The sequence below is a fragment of the Billgrantia saliphila genome, assembly GCF_002930105.1.
Classification (GTDB): Bacteria; Pseudomonadota; Gammaproteobacteria; order Pseudomonadales; family Halomonadaceae; genus Halomonas; species Halomonas saliphila.
In genome coordinates this window covers 1-17766 of record NZ_PJRN01000013.1, presented here as the reverse complement: position 1 = coordinate 17766, position 17766 = coordinate 1, and the positions used below count along the sequence as shown (strand labels likewise).

Below are 17766 nucleotides of genomic sequence, written 5' to 3'. Positions count from 1 at the left end.
TATAACCGCGGCCGACGGGGCGTTCAAGCCGCCCTATACTTTCCCTGCAATGCCCATGACCGGCCCCGCCGGCGTCTCGCGGCATGGCTTGACGCCCCCATGGGGTGCCCATAGCATGAGCCGCAACCCCAGGCCACTGCCAATGCCCGGCATGCCGGCCCACAGCCCGATGACGATGCCCATGCCATCCAACGCTCCTTCCAGCCCTGCCGCCAGTCACGCCAACGCTTCGTCGGCCCACGCCGCCGTCGCCGACGACTTCGCCGCGGTCAACCGCACCATCGCAGAGCAGCTGGCTTCGCGCGTACCGCTGGTGGAAACCATCGGCCAGTACATCATCGCCAGCGGCGGCAAACGGCTGCGCCCGCTATTGGTGCTGCTGGCCGCACGCGCCTTGGACTATCGTGGCGACCAGCATATCTCGCTGGCCGCGCTGATCGAGTTCATGCACACCTCGACGCTGCTGCACGACGACGTGGTGGATGAGTCGCACATGCGCCGCGGCAAGGCCACCGCCAACAACGCCTGGGGCAACGCCCCCTCGGTGCTGGTGGGCGACTACCTCTATTCCCGCTCCTTCCAGATGATGGTGGAAATCGGCTCGCTGCGAATCATGAACGTGCTCTCCAGCGCCACCTGCGTCATCGCTGAAGGTGAAGTGCAGCAGCTGACCAACGTGGGCAACCCCGATATCGACGAGGCGACCTACTTCGATACCATCCAGGGCAAGACCGCCATGCTGTTCGAAGCGGCCACGCACAGCGGTGCGATCCTCGCCGAGGCCAGCCCGCAGCAGGAGGCTGCCCTGCAGTATTACGGTCGCTATCTGGGCCTGGCCTTTCAGCTTGTCGATGACTTGCTCGACTACCAGGGCGATGCCCAGGCCATGGGCAAGAACGTGGGAGACGACCTAGCCGAGGGCAAGCCGACCCTGCCGCTCATCCAGGCCATGGCTGCCGGCACGCCGGACCAGGCCAGGACGATTCGCCAGGCGATCCGCCAGGGTGGGCTCGATCACCTCGACGAGGTACTGACCATCGTGCGCGACACAGGGGCCCTGGACTATACCCGCGCTCGCGCCGAGGAGATGGCGGCCAAGGCGCAGGAGCAGCTCGACCTGCTGCCTCCCAGCCGCTATCGCGACGCCCTGGCCGACCTGGCTCGCATGGCGGTGGAACGCCAGACCTGAGCTCTCGGCAGCGACCGCCGACAGGCTTGCAACACCGAACGTTTTGCGTATAATGCCCATCCGTCGGACCCGCATGGTCCGGCTGCCAGCATCCCTAAAAGTCTCTTGAAAGAGGCGCTGGCATGGGAAAAACGGAGTATAGCTCAGCTTGGTAGAGCGCTGCCTTCGGGAGGCAGAGGTCGTAGGTTCGAATCCTGCTACTCCGACCAAAGAATCCAGTCAAAACCGCCACTTACGGGCCACGCCGGGTGGCGGTTTTGCGTTGGCACCTGGCTGTCACGACGGATCCTCAAATGGAAGCGGCGTCTACGGTGCGTCGTGAAATGCCTCGAGCCGAGTGCCGGCTCGCTTGCTGTCCTGAATGTCATCCTGCCGATTCGCCAGGCGCTCACCGATCCATACGGTGCCGGCTCCCCAGACCAGATGAACGGCAATCATCAGCCGCCGCCGCTGGGTCGGATGGCGGTTTGGCGGTGCGAGAATGTTCAGCGCAGGAATCCAGCCGAAATAACTCGCTGCCCATACCGCCACGCCATAGCCGCTGCCATACGCGAGCGGATGAGCGACTTCGCGGCAGAAGACCGGATAGAGCGCTCCGCTGAGAGCGCCGTAGCCGAAGTGGCTGACGAGACTCAGCTCGGCATAGCGCTCATCCTCGAGCGTCGCGCCTGGTGCCGCCTTGTGCATGATGTTCTGCGTGATTTCGCGGGGCGGCAAGGGGTAGCGCTCCTCGCGAGGCAGGCGCCGATACAGCGCCTCCATGGCCAAGGTCATGGGGACGGTGGCCAGCAGGCCGCCGATGGCACCGGCCAGGTAACGATTCATGGCTTCCTCCTTGAGGCCAGGGTTTGTGCAATTACCATAGTTGAGCCAGCCCGGAGGACTCCAGCGCTTACCTCAACCTCCCCTATGGAGGGAAACCTATCCTCAAGCTTTCCTTCGCCCTGCCGATAGCTGACTTAGGCCTCGACACGCAAGCCATCTTTCTCGCGCAGCAATGGTCGTCACAACCGCTCGGCTTTCGTGAGGCAGATGCCCAACGACCATCGCCAACTCCATGCAGCCCTATGTCGAAAAAGCAGAGCTTCTCCGTTCTTGTCTCGCTAATCCTGATGTGGGGCTACACCACGGCTGTGCATGCAGGCACGCCTTCGCTGTCGCTGAACGGCTTCGGTACCCTTGGTGTCGTGCACTCCGATGAAGATCAGGCAGCCTTCGTTTCCAACATCTTCGCCCCGCGCGGGGCCGGGCACAGCAGCGACTGGAGCGCCGAAGTCGACAGCCGGCTCGGTCTGCAGCTTACCGCCGATTTCACCCCGCGCTTCTCAAGCGTCGTTCAGCTCGTCACCGAGCAGCGGTACGACGGGTCATACGAGCCGACCATCGAATGGGCCAACGTCAGGTTCGATGCCACGCCGGATTTCAGCTTGCGCGCCGGCCGGGTGGTTTTGCCCATCTTCATGAATGCAGAGTATCGCAAGGTCGGATATGCCCTTCCTTGGGTGCGCCCGCCGCAGGAGGTTTACAAAACCATCCCTGTGTCCAACATCGACGGCATCGACATCAGCTATCGGCACCGATTCGGTGAAATCGTGAATACGCTTCGAGCCACCTACGGCCAGACCCATGCCGAGTTTCCTTACAGAGACTTAAACGGTGACCTGACTTCAGGCGATTCCGAATCCCGCGAGGGAGTCACGATCGGCAACAATGTGGAGTGGGGCGATCTCAGACTGTTTGCCGCTTACAGCCAGTTCCGCCTGACCATCGAGGAATTCAACCCGTTTTTCGATATCTATCGCTTTTACGGCCCGCGAGGCGAAGCCATTGCCGACCGCTACGATGTGGACGACAAGCGTTTCGAGGTCGTGAGCCTTGGCGCCAGCTTCGACAGGGGCGACTGGTTCGTCATGGGCGAATGGACACAAACCGAAAGTCGCACTTTCCTGGCGGATAGCCGTGGCTGGTATGTGACCGGCGGGTATCGGGCGGGAGCCATAACGCCATATATCACCTATGCCAAGCAACACATACAGAGCAGCACGTCGTCTCCCGGCCTAGCGCAGCCGGGCACTGAGGAACTGGACGCTATCCTCAACTCTTTCCTGAGCCACCAACCACAGCAGACGAGCCTGTCTCTCGGCGCACGCTGGGACGTCGCACCCAACCTTGCTCTCAAGGCGCAGCTCGATCATATAGACCACGAGGATGGCTCTCACGGCTATCTGGTCAACCCGCAGCCAGGCTTCGAGCCCGGCGGCTCGGTCAACCTGTTCAGCCTCGCGCTCGACTTCGTGTTCTGAGGAGACAAGGATGCCTTCACGACTCAAGCGGATCGGTTGCAGCCTGCTTCTCTGCCTGGTCTCGAGCGTCGCCCTGGCCGAGGTCGTGGTAGTGGTTTCCGCGCAGAATCCGCTCGCCAAGCTCACCCGCAGCGAACTGGCCGACCTCTACCTGGGCCGCACCAGTCGCTTCCCTAACGGCCAGCCTGCCACACCGGTAGACCACAGGGAGAATTCCCCCGCTTACCTCGCCTTCTATCGTGAGTACCTGGGGCAGACTCCCGCCCAGGTCAAGATGCATTGGTCGCGCCTGATCTTTACCGGTCGCGGCCAGCCACCACACAGCCTGCCGGACAGCAAGGCCTTGGCCGATTTCGTGGGCGAGAATGCCAGTGCCATTGGCTATCTCGACGATGCCCACCTCGACGAACGCTTGCGGGTGGTGGCCATTGATTGATCGCACCGCTCCTGCCAACGCCGAGACGGACCGCACCACCTCCAAGCGGAGCTGGTCGCATCACCTCGTCGAGCCAGTCGTCCTGTTCACGGGCCTCGCCTTGCTGGCCCTGGCGGCCATCTGGCTGGTAACCCTGAACCTGGTCGAACGGGAGCGGCTGGCTGCCGACCGCCGCGCAGCCCTGCTGGCGGTCGACATGGCCGAAACCTACGAGGCCCAGATCGTGCGGGCGCTGCGCGAGATAGATACCACCCTGAAGCTCGTGCGCTACAGTCTCGACGATCGGCCACCACATGAAACCCTGGAAGACTTGCGTCAGCGGGGCATGCTTCCCCCCGCCCTGCTGTTCGAGGTCCGTATCAGCGACGCCTCAGGCAGCATCGTGACCAGCACGCACGATACGATACCCGAGCAAGACGCTTCCCCGGCCTTCGAACAAGATGGCATGGCCATTGGCCTGGACCACCAGGAAGCGTCGGGGGAGGACAACAGGCTCGCCTTCAGTCGCCAGCTGGCGGATGACGAGCAGGACGAATCGGGACGGGCAACCCTGCTGGTCGACGCCTCCTATTTCGTCAGCGGCTACGAGCAGGAAACGCTGGGGGAGCAAGGCGTCCTGGCCCTGCTGGGAGCCAACGGCACCTTTCTCGTTCGTCGCAGCGGCGACACGGTTCGTACAGGGGAGCAGGTCGACCACGACGCCCTGCTGGACGGTAATAGCGCGCTCGACGAACCTGCCCGGGTGAGAGTCAGCGAATGGGACGGCGTGCGCCGCTATACGGTGGCCAGGCCGCTGTTCGAGTTTCCGGTCGCCATCGTTCTCGGACTCTCCGAGGCCGAACAGATGGGAGCGGTCGAAGCACTGGAGCAAACCTATTTCCGACGAGCCGCGCTTACCAGCCTCATCGCTCTCTGCGTACTGGCACTGCTCGGCCGGCTGAGCTGGAAGTTGCGCAGGACCCAGGCCAGGATCCTCGAGGAGCGCTTGAGCCACGCGCGCCGCGCCGAGTACCTGGCCTTCCACGACAACCTGACCGGACTGCCCAACCGGGCCTTCTTCAGCCATTTGCTGACGAACCACATGCAGCAGGCACGACGCTACGACAAACCGCTGGCTCTGCTCTTCCTCGATCTGGATCGATTCAAGGCGATCAACGATTCGCTGGGCCACGACGCGGGCGACGAGCTGCTCCAGGAGGTTAGCCGGCGTCTTGGCCAGGCCGTGCGCGAAAGCGACACGGTCGCCCGCCTGGGGGGCGATGAATTCGTGATTCTACTTCCCGAAACCTCGGGGCCTAGCCAGATCACTCAGGTGGCCAACAAGATCCTGGCAGCAGTCGGCACGCCCTTCACCCTGGTGGGCCAGGAGTTTCGTATCACGGTCAGTATCGGCATCGCCCGCTACCCTGCAGATGGAGAGGATGAGCAGACCCTGATGAAGCATGCCGACGTGGCGATGTATCACGCCAAGGAAGAGGGCAAGAACAACGCACAGTTCTACTCGGAACAGCTGAAATCGGACTCCCTCGAGCGCCTGGCTCTCGAATCGAGCCTGCGCAAGGCCCTGGAACGGCAGGAGTTCATGCTTTATTACCAGTCCAAGCTGGACATGCAGACTGGCCGAATCATTGGCATGGAAGCGCTGCTCCGCTGGCAGCATCCTGAGCTCGGCCTGGTCCTGCCCAAGCATTTCATTTCGCTGGCGGAAGAGAACGGCCTGATCGTGCCCATCGGTCGCTGGGTTCTCTACACTGCCTGCCGCCAGAACGTCGCCTGGCAGAAGGCCGGCTTCCCGGCGCTGAGCATGGCGGTGAACCTCTCGGCGCGTCAATTTCTGGAAGATGGCCTACTGAGGGATATCGAAGGGGCGCTCCGAGCCACCGGCATGGCGCCGGAGCTGCTGGAGGTGGAAATCACCGAGAGCATGATGATGCTGGACATGCCAAGAGCCGTCGGCATTCTGCATGAGCTGCGTAAACTGGGCGTACGCATTGCGATCGACGATTTCGGCACCGGCTACTCCTCGCTCTCCAAGCTCAAGGCATTTCCCCTCGACACCATCAAGATCGACGGCTCGTTCATCACCGATCTCGTCGGTAGCGCCAGCGACAGAAGCCTGACGGAAGCCATCATCGACTTGGGCAGAAACCTGGGCCTGACCGTCGTTGCCGAAGGCGTCGAGTCGGCGGCACAGGTGGACTATCTGCGTCGGAAGGCTTGCGACCAGATTCAGGGTTTCTACATGCACGAGCCTCAGCCGGCGGACGAGGCCGCGCTTTCGATGCGGCGGCGCATTGACGGCGCCTTCCCGCCCTAGCGGACCTCTCGGTTCATGTGCCCCCTCCTTTAGCCTGACGCAGCCAACTTTGGCGTGAACGTGCCGCGAAAAGAAAAGACGATATGCGCCAGGCCAAGCGCGCCGGGCGTAATCGCGTGGCCATCGCGAGGCGGACGGTTGACCCGGCCGACGTCAGGTTACCGTGATCACGGTACAGGCGGCGGAATGCGCTACCTTGTGGGAAACGCTGCCCACCGCCATGCCCTTGAGATCGCTCATCCCCCGGCTACCCATGACGATGGCATCGACGCCAATGGCTTCGGCTTCGCGCAGGATCGTGTCGGCAGGCTTGCCCTCGCGAACGACTTCCTTCACGTCCAGGCCGGAGAGCTCGACGGCCTGTCGAGCCCTGTCCAGGATGCCGCGCGCCTGGGTCCCGTCCGTATCGGCCAGCTCGCGCCGGCGCGCCTCGGTCAGTGGTTGGCCGGTAGTGCCGGCCAGCATGCCGACATCGTCCGGCAGTTCGGTAACGTTCAGCAGATGCAGTGTCGCCGACGAGGCACGCGCCAACTGCGCCGCGATCGAAAGCGCCTTCTCGGCATGCGACGAGCCGTCGACGGGAACCAGAATGGTATGAAGCATGACAAGCCCTCGCAGTTGGGCCCAAGGGAACGAAACGGTCGAGGACCGCTCACTCCTTTCAGCCTAGCCACTCAGGCATGGGGAACAACCTGGCTTTATAGCCAAGGCTCCAGACCCACCAATCTTGTCAGCCAGGCGCCGAGATGGCGCCACCGGTCACCGGGCTCGCGGTACAGCCGCAGGTGTTCGCCGTCTCGCACCGTCACCCACGCCAGTCGCCCGTTCGGCTCACGCTCGACGCGATAGCTGAGGGTGGGACGCTTGCCGAGCTCAATCAGTGCATCCAGCTCGGCGGCCAATTCTTCGCTGCGAACCAGGACCCCGACTTCCGTGTTCCACCAGATCGAGCGCGGATCGGCATTGGCCGACCCCACGAAGAGCCGGTCGTCATCGATGGCAAGCGCCTTGATGTGCAAGGCGGAAGTCGACGAACCGACGCCGCGTCCGTTGGTTTGGCCGAGCTCCTGGTCGGGGCGCATCTCGTACAGCGCCACGCCGCTTTCGAGCAGTGCGCCGCGATACGGTTGGTAAGCACCGTGGGCGAACGGCACGTCTGAGGCTTCCAGCGAATTGGTGAAGACCTCGACGTCGACGCCCGATTCGGCGAGCTCGCGTATCAGCCGCGTTCCCACGTCTCCCGGAACGAAATACGCGGTGATCACCACCAGGCGTTCGATCGGCCTGCCTACGGCCGCCATCAGCTCACCGGCCATGGTGCGTCGCAATGGCGGACGGCCACGCCAGGCCGGCTTGCCAGGTGGGTCCCACAGCGCCACGCCTTCGCCCCAATGGAGCCTGCCGATCAGTGGCCCCTGGTCCGCATCGGCATAGCGTTGCCGCAAGTGGGTGAAATAAGGCGAATCGGCGTGCTCCTGGAACCAGTCGGAAAGCGACGCTCGCAGCTCGCGCCAGGCCTCCCCGTCCACGTTGTGGTAACGCTCGATCGGCTGTGCCAGGCCGTGATTCCAGTAGAGATAGAAACTTTGCGAGAGCTGCGGCACGACCGGCCCGATCGCCACTAGATCGAGATCGGTCAGGTTGCGATCGCTGGCGCTGTAGTACTCGTCGCCCAGGTTGCGCCCGCCGACGATGGCCAGCGTTCCGTCGGCGATCCAGAGCTTGTTGTGCATGCGGCGCTGTTGCCGCGTCGCGACCGGCAGCGACGCCAGCACCCTGGCCGTCAGGCTGCCCCGACCGACAGGCAGGGCGTTGTAGACGCGAATTTCGATATGGGGGTGGCTGGACAGCGCCGCCAGCCGATCGCCCTGCCCGACCGTTGCCAAATCGTCGATCAGCAAACGTATCGTCACGCCTCGCTCCGCGGCGTCCAGCAGCCGCAGCAGCAATGTGCGAGTGGTCAGCCCATCCCCCATGAGATAGGTCTGGATATCGAGGCGTCGATCGGCCTGTTCGCTGAGCAGCATGCGCAGGCTGAAGGCGTCCTGGCCACTGGAGAGCAGGGCGAAACCGCTCTGCGCGACATGCGGAGCCGCGCTCAGCGCCGACCACTGCCCCAGCCAGGTAGTCTCGGCTTCGGCCGGCGGCAGCGGCGCGCCATGCTCGCGCGAGACCGGGGCACCGGCACAGCCGGACAGCAGCAGTGCCAGCATCGGCAGGAACCACCTCACCCACCCACGACGCCGAGTCGTCCGGCAGGCCTCAGGGTTCGTCATCGTTGTCGACCAGGCGTCGTTCCATCCGTTTGCGCGCCTTGTTGCGGCGATAATGGCGTGCCAGCGCAAGCCCCAGGGCGAAGAGCACCATGGCGCCCAGGGTCAGCCCCTGCCAGGGGCGGGCGGCATCGCCGCCCATCACCGTTTCCAGAGTGATGATCAGAATGAAGCCCAGTGCCTGGCTGGCGATGGCCAGGGCACGCAGGGTGTCGAAGGACTGATTCGCCATGAAGGCTCCTGCCGGGTGACAGTGCGACGCTCGCACAGTAGGCTCTTGCTCAGCCGGTCGCTGCGAGGCAAGCAAGTGTAGGATTCTAACCGCTCCTGCCGCCGACGCCGACCCCGTTCTCGGAGCTGTTGCCATGGACGCCTTCGCCCTGGGCCCCGTGCTGATCTCGATTCCACGCCTCTATGCGCTCGGTTGCGCCCTGCTGTTGCTGATAGCGGCCTGGGCCCTGTTGGGCCTTCCCGGCCCCGCGCGTGCGCGCTGGTTCAACGGCCTGCTGCTGGCCTGGCTGGTCGGAGCCCGCCTGGGACACGTGGGCATGAATCTCGATGCCTATGCCGCGGCTCCGCTCGACGTATTCAAGCTGTGGCAACCGGGGTACCACGGCGTATGGGGGCTGCTCGCGGCACTGGTATGGACCGCCTGGACGCTACGCGACCACCTGCTACGTATGATCGGCGCCATGGCATTGACGATCGGCGTGTCGGCACTGTGGCTGGTACTGGTCACCCTGGTCCCGCTGAGCGGCGGCACCGCGATGGGCGAATTGCCCGACATCACCCTGGAGAACCTCGACGGCGAACCGGTCGATCTGCAGACGCTTCGCGGCGAGCGGGTCGTGATCAACCTGTGGGCCACCTGGTGCCCGCCCTGCCTGCGCGAGATGCCACTGCTGGCCGAAGCCGACGCCCGCGAAGACGTGACCGTGGTGGTGATCAATCAGGGCGAGGAGCTGCTGCAGGTGGTGCGCTACCTGGACGAGCAGGGGCTTTCTTTCCGCTACCCGCTGCTCGATCCCCAACAGGAGATGATGAGGACGGTCGAATCCCCGGGGCTGCCCACCACACTGCTGTTCGATGACCGCGGCCGTGCGGTGGAGCGCCATGTGGGCGAGCTCTCACGCGCCCAACTCGCCTCCTGGCTCGAGCGGCACTGATCCGCGCTCTACCACTTCCCGCAGCTCGCCACCACCCTTAAGCCGTGGCCAGCTTTGCGTTAGAATCCCCCGCCCTGTCGTCGCCGGAGACCTCTTCGCGGCGGCATGCGCACCGTATTCAGCATCGACCGAGGCATCATGAGCGACTTTTCACCCGGCCAGCGCTGGATCAGCGACGGCGAGGCCGACCTGGGCCTGGGCACCATTCTCAGCTGCGATCACCGTAGCGTCACCGTGCTGTTCGGCGCCAGCCAGGAGACCCGCACCTACAGCAGTCGTCAGTCGCCCCTCACCCGGGTCGCCTTCGGCAGCGGCGACCGCATCCAGTCCGCCGAGGGCTGGAGCCTTACCGTCGAGGACAGCAAGGAAGTCGACGGCCTCATCGTCTACATCGGCGAGGACGACCAGGGCGAGCTGCGCGAGCTGCCCGAGGCCCGCCTGGCCGATACCATGCAGTTCGACCAGGCCCGCGACCGCCTGCTCACCGGACAGGTCGACCGCAATGACTGGTTCGACCTGCGTTTCCGAACCCTGCACCATTATCACCGCATCGAACAGAACCCCGCGCTGGGCCTGGCGGGGCCGCGCATCGACCTGATTCCGCACCAGCTCTACATCGCCGACGAAGTCGCCCGCCGCCACGCCCCGCGCGTGCTGCTGGCCGACGAAGTGGGGCTGGGCAAGACCATCGAGGCCGGCCTGATCCTGCATAGGCTATTGCTCACCGGCCGCGCCGAGCGGGCGTTGATCCTGGTGCCGGCGAGTCTCGTGCACCAATGGCTGGTAGAGCTGCTGCGCCGCTTCGCCCTCGAGGTTACGTTACTCGACGAGCAGCAGAGCCTGGCCCAGGCCGAGAGCAATCCCTTCGAATCCGGCCAGCTGATTCTGGCCAGCCAGGAGTGGCTGTTCGCCAACCTCCATCGCCAGGAACAGGCCACGGCCTGCGATTGGGATCTGCTGATCGTCGACGAGGCGCACCATCTCGACTGGAGTACCGAGCAGGTCGGCCCGGGCTATACCTGCGTGGAGCGACTGGCAGCGGTGGTACCAGGCGTACTGCTGCTGACCGCCACCCCCGAGCAGATGGGGCTCGAAAGCCACTTCGCCCGCCTGCGCCTGCTCGATCCCGATCGCTACCACAGTCTCGACGCCTTCCGCGAGGAGGAGGAGCACTACGTGGAGGTGGCCCAGGCGATCGATGCCCTGGAGCGCCTGCCCATCGGCGGCGACGCCGACCGCGACGCGGTGGTCGCGGTGATCAGCGAACCCGACAGCCTGGCTCTGCTGGGCACCCTGGCCAATCCCGAAACCGGCGAGAGGCAACAGGCCAGCGCCCGCGACCAGCTCCGCGAGCAGCTGCTCGATCGCCACGGTACCGGCCGGGTAATGTTCCGCAATAGCCGCCGCCACGTGGGCGGGTTTCCCGAGCGTCACCTGCACCTGGCGTCGCTACCGCTGCCTTCGGCCTATCGTCGTGTGCTGCGCAAGCTCGAACGCGACGAGGACTATCTCGACGAACTGCTGATCGAGACCGGGCTCGACCATCCCGATGTGCTGATCTACCCCGATGCCACCTACCGCGAGCTGTCGGACGACCCACTCAACGCCGAGCCCTGGTGGCAGATCGACCCTAGAGTAAGTTGGCTGCTGGAGCGCCTCGCAGACGAAGGCGAGCAGGGTTTCGCCAACGACAAGGTGCTGGTGATCGCCCACCAGCGCGAGACCGCCCAGGGAGTTGCCGAAGGACTGCGCGTGCTGGGCGGCGTCCACGCCCCGGTGTTCCACGAGGGACTCACCCTGGTGGAGCGCGACCGCGCCGCGGCGGCCTTCGCCGACGAGGAGGAGGGCAGCCAGGTACTGGTGTGTTCGGAGATCGGCTCCGAGGGGCGCAACTTCCAGTTCTGCCGTCACCTGGTGATGTTCGATCTGCCGCAGCATCCCGATCAGCTCGAGCAGCGCATCGGCCGGCTCGATCGCATCGGCCAGCGTCACGCCATCGAGATTCACGTGCCGCTATTCGAGGCCAGCCCCGGCGAGCGGCTGCTGCGCTGGTTCCGCGAGGGCATGGACGCGTTCGATGCCCCGCACGGCGTTGGCAACGAGCTGTTCGACGCCTTCGGCGATGCACTGTCCGAGACTCTGCTCGATGACGAGGCGCTGGGTGAGGTGATCGCCGAGACGCGCGCCCTGTTCGAAAATCGCCTGGCCCAGCGCAACGCCGGTCGCAATCGCCTGCTGGAACTCAACGCCTGCCGCCCGGTGCGGGCCGGAGAAGTGGCCGCGGCGATCCGCGAACTCGACGACGATCCGGCGCTGCCGCGCTACCTAGACCAGGCGCTGGATATCTTCGGGGTCGACGGCCAGGAGCTCGGTGGCGACCTGCTGCTGCTGCAGCCGAGCCCGCAGATGCTCGACGGCCTGCCCGGGCTGGCCAAGGGCGAAGAGGGCTTCACTGCCACCCTGTCGCGCTCGCGCGCCCTGGCCCGCGACGACGTGCAGCGCCTCTCCTGGGAGCATCCGCTGCTGCGCGAAATGATGGGACGCATCCTCGACGGCACCATGGGCAATACTGCGCTGGCGCTGCTCAAGCATCCGGCGATTCCCGCCGGGCGGCTGATGGTCGAATTGGTCTTTCGTACCTACTGCCCGGCGCCGAAGCGGCTGCACGTCAACCGCTTCCTGCCGCCTACCGCGGTGCGGGTGCTGCTCGACGAATCCGGGGCCGTGCTGACCGACAAGGTCTCGTTTACCGGCCTGTCGAAGAACCTGCAGAAGGTCAAGAAGGCGATGGCGCGCGACCTGATCCGCAGCCGCCATGATCAGCTGCGGGATCTGCTGACCCAGGGCGAAGGGGAGGCCGAGCGCGAGCTGCCGAGCATCGTCGAGTCCGCCCAGGTCCGCATGCGTCAAGCTCTCGACGCCGAACTTGCCCGCCTGGAAGCGCTGGCCCGGCTCAACCCGGCGGTGCGCGAGGAGGAGCTCGACGCCCTGCGCCGCGAGCGGGATGAGCTCGATGCGGCCATTGACGGCACGCGGTTGCGCCTGGATGCAGTGCGGGTGATCGTCACGGTGGGAGAAGAGAGCCGCTGAACCTGCGGCCGGCAAGCACCGTGCGCGTCAGTGCTTGCCGAGAATATTGGCCAAGGCCTGCTCCAGGGTCGGGTAACGAAAATCGAAGCCGGCCTCGAGCAGGCGCGCCGGACGCATGTCGGCACCTGTCAGCAACAGACGCGCCATCTCGCCTAACGTCGTCTCGAGCACGAGCGCGGGCACCGGAAACGGGGCCGGCCGATGCAGCTGATGTGCCAGGGTTCGGGCGAATTCGGCGTTGGTCACTGGCTTGGGCGCGCTGCCGTTGAACGGCCCCTCGAGGTCGTCGCGTTCGAGCAGGAAAAGGATCGCCCGCACCAGGTCCTCGCGGTGGATCCAGGGCATGAATTGACTGCCGTCGCCGAAGCGCCCGCCGAGCCCCAGCTTGAACGGAGTCAGCATCTTTTCGAGGCTGCCGCCGCCTGCATCCAGCACCAGCCCGGTGCGAAGCAGTACCACCCGAGTGCCGAAGTCGGCCGCCTCCCTGGCGGCGTCCTCCCAGCGCTTGCATAGGCGATGAGCGAACTCGTCGTGGGGCGGGGTCTCCTCGGTGACCTCGCGGTCGCCCTGGTCCCCGTAGTAGCCCATGGCCGACCCCGAGACCATGACGCGGGGCGGCACACCGCTGGCCTGTGCCAGCTGTTCGCAAAGAATCACCAGGTCACGGGTGACGTTGACCCGCGAGTCGATCAACCGCTGCTTCTGGCTGGCGGTCCAGCGATGCGCGGCAATCGGCTCGCCGGCCAGATTGACGATGGCCTGGGGCGAAGCGTCGACGAAGTCCAGCACCGAGCGGCGTATGTCGACGCCGGCGGGCAGCTTGGGCCTGGCGGCGTCCGGTTCGCGTGAAACGACCTGGAGCCGATGCCCCGCTTCCTTGAGCCGTTGACACAGCCGCTGCCCGACGAAACCGCTGCCCCCGGTAATGAGTACGCGCATTGTTGAATTCCCCTTTCTCGACTGCCGATTCGCCTGGTTATACAATCTTTGTACATCTTTGCTATTCTAGCGGAAACATGGCGCTCTTGCGCTGCTTGCCACTCGCACGGCCCCTGCCCATGGAGGGATGCTCATGTCCTATGGCCTGATTCTGCTGGCGCACGGTTCCAGCGATCCCAAATGGCGCGCTCCCTTTGCGCAGCTCCACGAAGCGCTGGCCACACGTCTGCAGACTCCGCTGAAGCTGGCCTACATGGAACTCAGCGAGCCTTCGCTAGAGACAGCCGTGGCCGAGCTTGCGGCTTCCGGCATCCGGCGCGCTGAGATTCTGCCGCTGTTCTTCGCCGCCGGTCGTCACTTGCGCCATGACGTACCCGCCCAGGTGGAAGCGCTGCATGCCGCTCACCCCCGCATGGAACTGGCGCTGCTGCCGCCGGTCGGCGAGCATCCCGCCTTCGTCGACGCCCTGGCCGCCGTGATCGCCGAGCAGGCCGGCGACGCATCGTCGATTTGACGTGACCGCCATCAGTTGTACATGGCTCGTTTAGCGTACAATATTTCCCCGCGACGAGCCTGCGCAGGCCGTCGCTCCCCCGCTGCGGAAGAGCCACGACCAACAAGAGGCAGAGGCGAGCATGACCGACAAGGCGACGACCCACCCGGCCGACACACCGCTCTATCCGATCCGCGAGGTGTCACGTATCACCGGGGTCAACTCGGTCACGCTGCGCGCCTGGGAGCGCCGCTACGGCCTGATCCGCCCCCAGCGCACCCCCAAAGGGCACCGGTTGTATGCTCGCGAGGACATCGAGCGCGTCGAGCGCATCCTACAATGGCTCGGGCGTGGGGTGCCGGTCAGCCAGGTCAAGGAATTGCTCGACCAGCCCGAAGCGGCTCCCATGCCCGAACCCGCCAGCGGCGACTGGCCCAGCCAGCAACGTCAACTCATCGCCGCCGTCGAGGCGCTGGATCTGGGTCAGCTGGAAGTTCTGTTCAATCAGAGCCTGGCGCTGTATCCGGTGTCCGTCTGCCTGACGGAGCTATGGCAACCCGCCGTGCGAGAACTCGAGGAGCATTGGGCGGATCAGCTCGGCGCAGCGCTGCAGCGCCGCTGCCTGGAAGCGTTCCTGCGTACACGCATCGGTATTCGGCTCCACCATGCCAACCAGGCCCTCAAGGGGCCGACGCTGTTGATCGCCCCGCTGCCCGACGATCCGGGCCCGCTGTGGCTGCTGCTGGCGGCTCTGGCCGCCAGCGATGCTGGCTATCGCATCCAGCTGCTGGACGCTGCGCTGCCATTCGGCGAGCTGCCGCTGGCGGTGGAGCGGCTCGGCGCCGGCGCCCTGCTGCTGGTCAGTGGCCGCGCCGAGCGGGCCGACCTGGTGCGCCGCCAACTCCCCAGGCTGGCGGAACAGCTCGATGCCCCCCTCGGCCTGTGCGGGCCGGTAGCGCGCATTCGCGGCAATGATCTGGCCGACAGCCTGGTGGAGCTGTTGGGCGACGACCTGCCCCTGGCCATGGCCCGATTGCGCTCCCTGATTCACGGCGCCTGACCGCTTCCGTCACGAGGCCTCCACATGCCTACGCTGATGTGGTTTCGCAGCGACCTGCGTATTCAGGACAACACGGCGCTTGCCGCCGCGGCGCGCCAAGGAACGGTCATCGCCGTGTTCCTGCGCAGCGCGATGCACTGGCAACGTCATGGCCACGGCGTCAATAAGCTCGACTTCTGGCATCGCGGCGTCATCGCGCTGGGCGAAGCGCTGGATGCACTTGGCATTCCGCTCCTGCATCGCGACATCGCCGGATTCGACCAGGCATCCCAGGTGCTGCTGGCCATCGCCCGCGAGGTGGGCGCCGAGACGCTGCACTTCAATCGCGAATACCCTCTCGATGAAGCGCGTCGAGACCAGGACGTCATCACCACTTTCAACCGCCATGGGCTTGCCGCCACCGGGCATCATGACGCGCTGACCTTCGCTCCCGGCGAGCTGCTTACCGCCAAGGGCGATCCCTACGCGGTCTTCACTCCCTTCTCACGCGCCTGGCATCGTACGCTGACGGCTGCGCGACTGGCGCTGCGCGACTCCCCGCCACGCCAGACCAGGCCTGCGGTTGCCAGCGATCGCATTCCGCCCCTGCCCTCGCTCGGGGAGGCCCCGGTAGCCGCCCAGCGTTGGCCGGCCGGCGAATCCGCCGCCGCCGACCGCCTAGAACGTTTCCTGCGCTTTCGCGCCCGACATTATGCGCGGCGGCGCGACTTTCCCGCCGAGCAAGGCACCAGTGAACTCTCACCCTACCTGGCGCTGGGCATGATCTCCCATCGCCAGTGCCTGCAGGCCGCGCTGAGCATGAACGGCGGCAGCTTGGCGGAAGGCGATGCCGGCATCGTCGGCTGGGTCAGCGAGCTGGTCTGGCGCGAGTTCTACCTCCACGTGGCGGCGGGCTTTCCGCGGGTCTGTCGTCATCGAGCCTTTCAGCTTCACACTGAGGCGTTGCCCTGGCGCAATGACGAGACCGGCTTTCGTGCCTGGTGCGAGGGTCGTACGGGTTATCCCATCGTCGATGCCGCCATGCGGCAGCTGGTCCACACCGGCTGGATGCACAACCGTCTGCGCATGATTGTCGCCATGTTCTTGAGCAAGCATCTGCTGATCGACTGGCGCCGCGGCGAGGCGTTCTTTCTGCGTCATCTGGTGGACGGCGAATTCTGCGCCAACAATGGCGGCTGGCAATGGGCGGCATCGACAGGCACCGATGCGGCGCCCTACTTCCGACTGTTCAACCCCACCACCCAGTCGCGCCGCTTCGATCCGGATGGCCGCTTCATCGCCGAGTACGTTCCCGAGTTGTCCTCGCTAGAGCCCCGGGACCGGCATGACCCCAGCGAACGCCAGCGCGTCAGCCTCGGTTACCCGCCCCCCATCGTCGACCATCGGGCCGCACGCGCACGCGCTCTGGACGCCTTCAAGTCCTTGGCGTCGGCGCGCTAGGCCTGCAGGCACTGCCGCGCCTCGCAAAAACGTTCCCATGGGATCTGTCGCTCGCCGGGTACGGACCGCTGCGGTCCGTCATGCCGAGGGTTCAGGCCGCATCACCAGACCCGGCTGCCCCGACACCTGCGCCTGCCACTGCGCCTCGATCACCTCGGCCGGCCCCGGTCGCGCATAGAGGAAGCCCTGCACCAGCCGGCAGCCGGCCTGTTGCAGGAAATCCAGCTGTCCTTGGGTCTCCACCCCTTCGGCCACCACGTCCAGCCCCAGCCCGCGCGCCATCGCCAGCACGGCGCTGACGATGGCGGCGTCGGCCGCGTCGTCGGGCAGTGAGCGGATGAAGGCGCGGTCTAGCTTGAGCTTGTCTAGCGGCAGGTTCTTCAGGTAGCTGAGCGACGAATAGCCCATGCCGAAGTCGTCGATGGCGATGCGATGGCCGCGCGCACGAAGCGCCTCGAGGCGTGGCACGATATCGCCGGCACGCTCGTCGAGCAGCACTGACTCAGTCAATTCAAGGCCGAGCTGGACGGGAGCGATGCTGTGTCGCGCCAGACCCGCCGAGAGCGCCGATTCCAATTCGCCCTGAAACATCTGGATCGCCGAGATGTTGATCCATACCGGCAGGGTCGGCATGCCCAGTTCACGCCAGCGTGACATCTGCGCCAGCGCCTCGTCGATCACCCAGTTGCCCAGCGGCCCCATCAGGCCATGCCGCTCCGCCAGGGGAATGAAGTCGCCGGGCGATACCATGCCGTGTTCCGGATGGCGCCAGCGCAGCAGTGCCTCCATGCCGACCACGGCGCCATCGCTGATGCGATGCTGGGTCTGGTAATGGAGCTCCAACTGATCCCCGTTGGCCAGCGCATCGCGCAGGCCGTAAACCAGCGTCATGTGCGGGCTGTTTTGTACGTCGAGCGCCGGACGGAAGCGCTGGCTGACATTGCGCCCATGGCGCTTGGCCGAATAGAGCGCCGACTCCAGTCGCTGGAACAGCACGCCTGAATCCTGGCCGTCCTCGGGCGCCCGGCAGCTGCCGATGGAGAGGCCCAGGCGCAGCGGC

At 65.4% G+C, this 17766-nt stretch carries 16 protein-coding genes and 1 tRNA gene; 10 read left to right on the top strand and 7 right to left on the bottom strand.

Annotated elements, in window-relative coordinates; all coding sequences use genetic code 11:
- Positions 1 to 33: 33 nt before the first annotated feature.
- Positions 34 to 183 carry a hypothetical protein gene (locus tag CYJ07_RS20340; RefSeq protein WP_156085509.1) on the bottom strand — a complete coding sequence of 50 codons (150 nt, stop codon included), beginning with the start codon at positions 181 to 183 and terminating at the stop codon, positions 34 to 36.
- On the opposite strand from CYJ07_RS20340, the gene ispB reads away from it, so the two are divergent.
- Together ispB and CYJ07_RS14475 are read left to right on the top strand one after the other, a co-directional pair.
- Positions 182 to 1189, top strand: coding sequence for an octaprenyl diphosphate synthase (ispB, locus tag CYJ07_RS14480; RefSeq protein WP_104204422.1), 1008 nt, complete (start codon positions 182 to 184; stop codon positions 1187 to 1189). The genes CYJ07_RS20340 and ispB overlap by 2 nt on opposite strands.
- A gap of 132 nt (positions 1190 to 1321) precedes the next feature.
- Positions 1322 to 1398 (top strand) — tRNA-Pro (locus CYJ07_RS14475).
- Between the two features lie 97 nt (positions 1399 to 1495).
- Here CYJ07_RS14475 and CYJ07_RS14470 read toward each other — a convergent pair.
- On the bottom strand, positions 1496 to 2014 hold the full coding sequence (locus CYJ07_RS14470; protein WP_197038380.1) for a hypothetical protein: 519 nt from the start codon (positions 2012 to 2014) through the stop codon (positions 1496 to 1498).
- A gap of 242 nt (positions 2015 to 2256) precedes the next feature.
- Between CYJ07_RS14470 and CYJ07_RS14465 the strand changes: the two genes are divergently transcribed.
- The 3 genes from CYJ07_RS14465 to CYJ07_RS14455 are packed head-to-tail and all read left to right on the top strand — an operon-like array spanning position 2257 to position 6245.
- A complete protein-coding gene (locus tag CYJ07_RS14465) occupies positions 2257 to 3492 on the top strand; it encodes a porin (RefSeq protein ID WP_104204421.1) in 1236 nt (411 codons plus the stop codon).
- A gap of 10 nt (positions 3493 to 3502) precedes the next feature.
- On the top strand, positions 3503 to 3928 hold the full coding sequence (locus CYJ07_RS14460; RefSeq protein WP_104204420.1) for a type 2 periplasmic-binding domain-containing protein: 426 nt from the start codon (positions 3503 to 3505) through the stop codon (positions 3926 to 3928).
- On the top strand, positions 3921 to 6245 hold the full coding sequence (locus tag CYJ07_RS14455) for a putative bifunctional diguanylate cyclase/phosphodiesterase (protein WP_197038379.1): 2325 nt from the start codon (positions 3921 to 3923) through the stop codon (positions 6243 to 6245). Before CYJ07_RS14460 ends, CYJ07_RS14455 begins: the two co-directional genes overlap by 8 nt.
- 153 nt (positions 6246 to 6398) lie before the next feature.
- Here the strand turns inward: CYJ07_RS14455 and CYJ07_RS14450 are convergent, their stop codons facing one another.
- The 3 genes from CYJ07_RS14450 to CYJ07_RS14440 all read right to left on the bottom strand — a co-directional run bounded on the left by CYJ07_RS14450 (position 6399) and on the right by CYJ07_RS14440 (position 8750).
- Positions 6399 to 6848 (bottom strand): universal stress protein, encoded by a 450-nt coding sequence (locus CYJ07_RS14450; RefSeq protein WP_104204418.1) that lies wholly within the window; start codon positions 6846 to 6848, stop codon positions 6399 to 6401.
- 95 nt (positions 6849 to 6943) lie between these two features.
- A complete protein-coding gene (locus CYJ07_RS14445; RefSeq protein ID WP_231489645.1) occupies positions 6944 to 8458 on the bottom strand; it encodes a phospholipase D family protein in 1515 nt (504 codons plus the stop codon).
- Positions 8459 to 8507: 49 nt separating this feature from the next.
- The gene (locus CYJ07_RS14440) at positions 8508 to 8750 is read right to left on the bottom strand and encodes a hypothetical protein (RefSeq protein WP_104204417.1); all 243 of its coding nucleotides are present in this window, start codon (positions 8748 to 8750) and stop codon (positions 8508 to 8510) included.
- A 133-nt stretch (positions 8751 to 8883) separates the two neighbouring features.
- Between CYJ07_RS14440 and CYJ07_RS14435 the strand changes: the two genes are divergently transcribed.
- On the top strand, positions 8884 to 9684 hold the full coding sequence (locus tag CYJ07_RS14435; RefSeq protein WP_104204416.1) for a TlpA family protein disulfide reductase: 801 nt from the start codon (positions 8884 to 8886) through the stop codon (positions 9682 to 9684).
- A gap of 138 nt (positions 9685 to 9822) precedes the next feature.
- Entirely contained in the window at positions 9823 to 12774 is a 2952-nt protein-coding gene (rapA, locus tag CYJ07_RS14430) for an RNA polymerase-associated protein RapA (RefSeq protein ID WP_104204531.1), read from the top strand.
- 27 nt (positions 12775 to 12801) lie between these two features.
- Here the strand turns inward: rapA and CYJ07_RS14425 are convergent, their stop codons facing one another.
- Complete coding sequence (locus CYJ07_RS14425; protein WP_104204415.1) at positions 12802 to 13713, bottom strand: TIGR01777 family oxidoreductase; 912 nt, start codon at positions 13711 to 13713, stop codon at positions 12802 to 12804.
- 133 nt (positions 13714 to 13846) lie between these two features.
- On the opposite strand from CYJ07_RS14425, the gene CYJ07_RS14420 reads away from it, so the two are divergent.
- The 3 genes from CYJ07_RS14420 to phrB all read left to right on the top strand — a co-directional run bounded on the left by CYJ07_RS14420 (position 13847) and on the right by phrB (position 16706).
- Positions 13847 to 14227, top strand: coding sequence for a sirohydrochlorin chelatase (locus CYJ07_RS14420; protein ID WP_104204414.1), 381 nt, complete (start codon positions 13847 to 13849; stop codon positions 14225 to 14227).
- Between the two features lie 121 nt (positions 14228 to 14348).
- A complete protein-coding gene (locus CYJ07_RS14415) occupies positions 14349 to 15266 on the top strand; it encodes a MerR family transcriptional regulator (protein ID WP_104204413.1) in 918 nt (305 codons plus the stop codon).
- A 24-nt stretch (positions 15267 to 15290) separates the two neighbouring features.
- A complete protein-coding gene (phrB, locus tag CYJ07_RS14410) occupies positions 15291 to 16706 on the top strand; it encodes a deoxyribodipyrimidine photo-lyase (RefSeq protein WP_104204412.1) in 1416 nt (471 codons plus the stop codon).
- A 78-nt stretch (positions 16707 to 16784) separates the two neighbouring features.
- On the opposite strand, the gene CYJ07_RS14405 is transcribed toward phrB, so the two are convergent.
- Positions 16785 to 17766: putative bifunctional diguanylate cyclase/phosphodiesterase (locus CYJ07_RS14405; protein ID WP_156085508.1), on the bottom strand; the 982-nt coding region annotated here is incomplete at its 5' end.

What these genes read in the sequence shown, in the direction of transcription:
- phrB (WP_104204412.1), top strand. Translation starts at nt 15,291, where the DNA reads ATGCCTACGCTGATGTGGTTTCGCAGCGACCTGCGTATTCAGGACAAC.
- CYJ07_RS14460 (WP_104204420.1), top strand. Translation starts at nt 3,503, where the DNA reads ATGCCTTCACGACTCAAGCGGATCGGTTGCAGCCTGCTTCTCTGCCTG.
- rapA (WP_104204531.1), top strand. Translation starts at nt 9,823, where the DNA reads ATGAGCGACTTTTCACCCGGCCAGCGCTGGATCAGCGACGGCGAGGCC.
- CYJ07_RS14420 (WP_104204414.1), top strand. Translation starts at nt 13,847, where the DNA reads ATGTCCTATGGCCTGATTCTGCTGGCGCACGGTTCCAGCGATCCCAAA.
- CYJ07_RS14425 (WP_104204415.1), bottom strand. Translation starts at nt 13,713, where the DNA reads ATGCGCGTACTCATTACCGGGGGCAGCGGTTTCGTCGGGCAGCGGCTG.
- CYJ07_RS14470 (WP_197038380.1), bottom strand. Translation starts at nt 2,014, where the DNA reads ATGAATCGTTACCTGGCCGGTGCCATCGGCGGCCTGCTGGCCACCGTC.
- CYJ07_RS20340 (WP_156085509.1), bottom strand. Translation starts at nt 183, where the DNA reads ATGGGCATCGTCATCGGGCTGTGGGCCGGCATGCCGGGCATTGGCAGT.
- ispB (WP_104204422.1), top strand. Translation starts at nt 182, where the DNA reads ATGCCATCCAACGCTCCTTCCAGCCCTGCCGCCAGTCACGCCAACGCT.
- CYJ07_RS14440 (WP_104204417.1), bottom strand. Translation starts at nt 8,750, where the DNA reads ATGGCGAATCAGTCCTTCGACACCCTGCGTGCCCTGGCCATCGCCAGC.
- CYJ07_RS14415 (WP_104204413.1), top strand. Translation starts at nt 14,349, where the DNA reads ATGACCGACAAGGCGACGACCCACCCGGCCGACACACCGCTCTATCCG.
- CYJ07_RS14465 (WP_104204421.1), top strand. Translation starts at nt 2,257, where the DNA reads ATGTCGAAAAAGCAGAGCTTCTCCGTTCTTGTCTCGCTAATCCTGATG.
- CYJ07_RS14450 (WP_104204418.1), bottom strand. Translation starts at nt 6,848, where the DNA reads ATGCTTCATACCATTCTGGTTCCCGTCGACGGCTCGTCGCATGCCGAG.
- CYJ07_RS14445 (WP_231489645.1), bottom strand. Translation starts at nt 8,458, where the DNA reads ATGCTGGCACTGCTGCTGTCCGGCTGTGCCGGTGCCCCGGTCTCGCGC.
- CYJ07_RS14435 (WP_104204416.1), top strand. Translation starts at nt 8,884, where the DNA reads ATGGACGCCTTCGCCCTGGGCCCCGTGCTGATCTCGATTCCACGCCTC.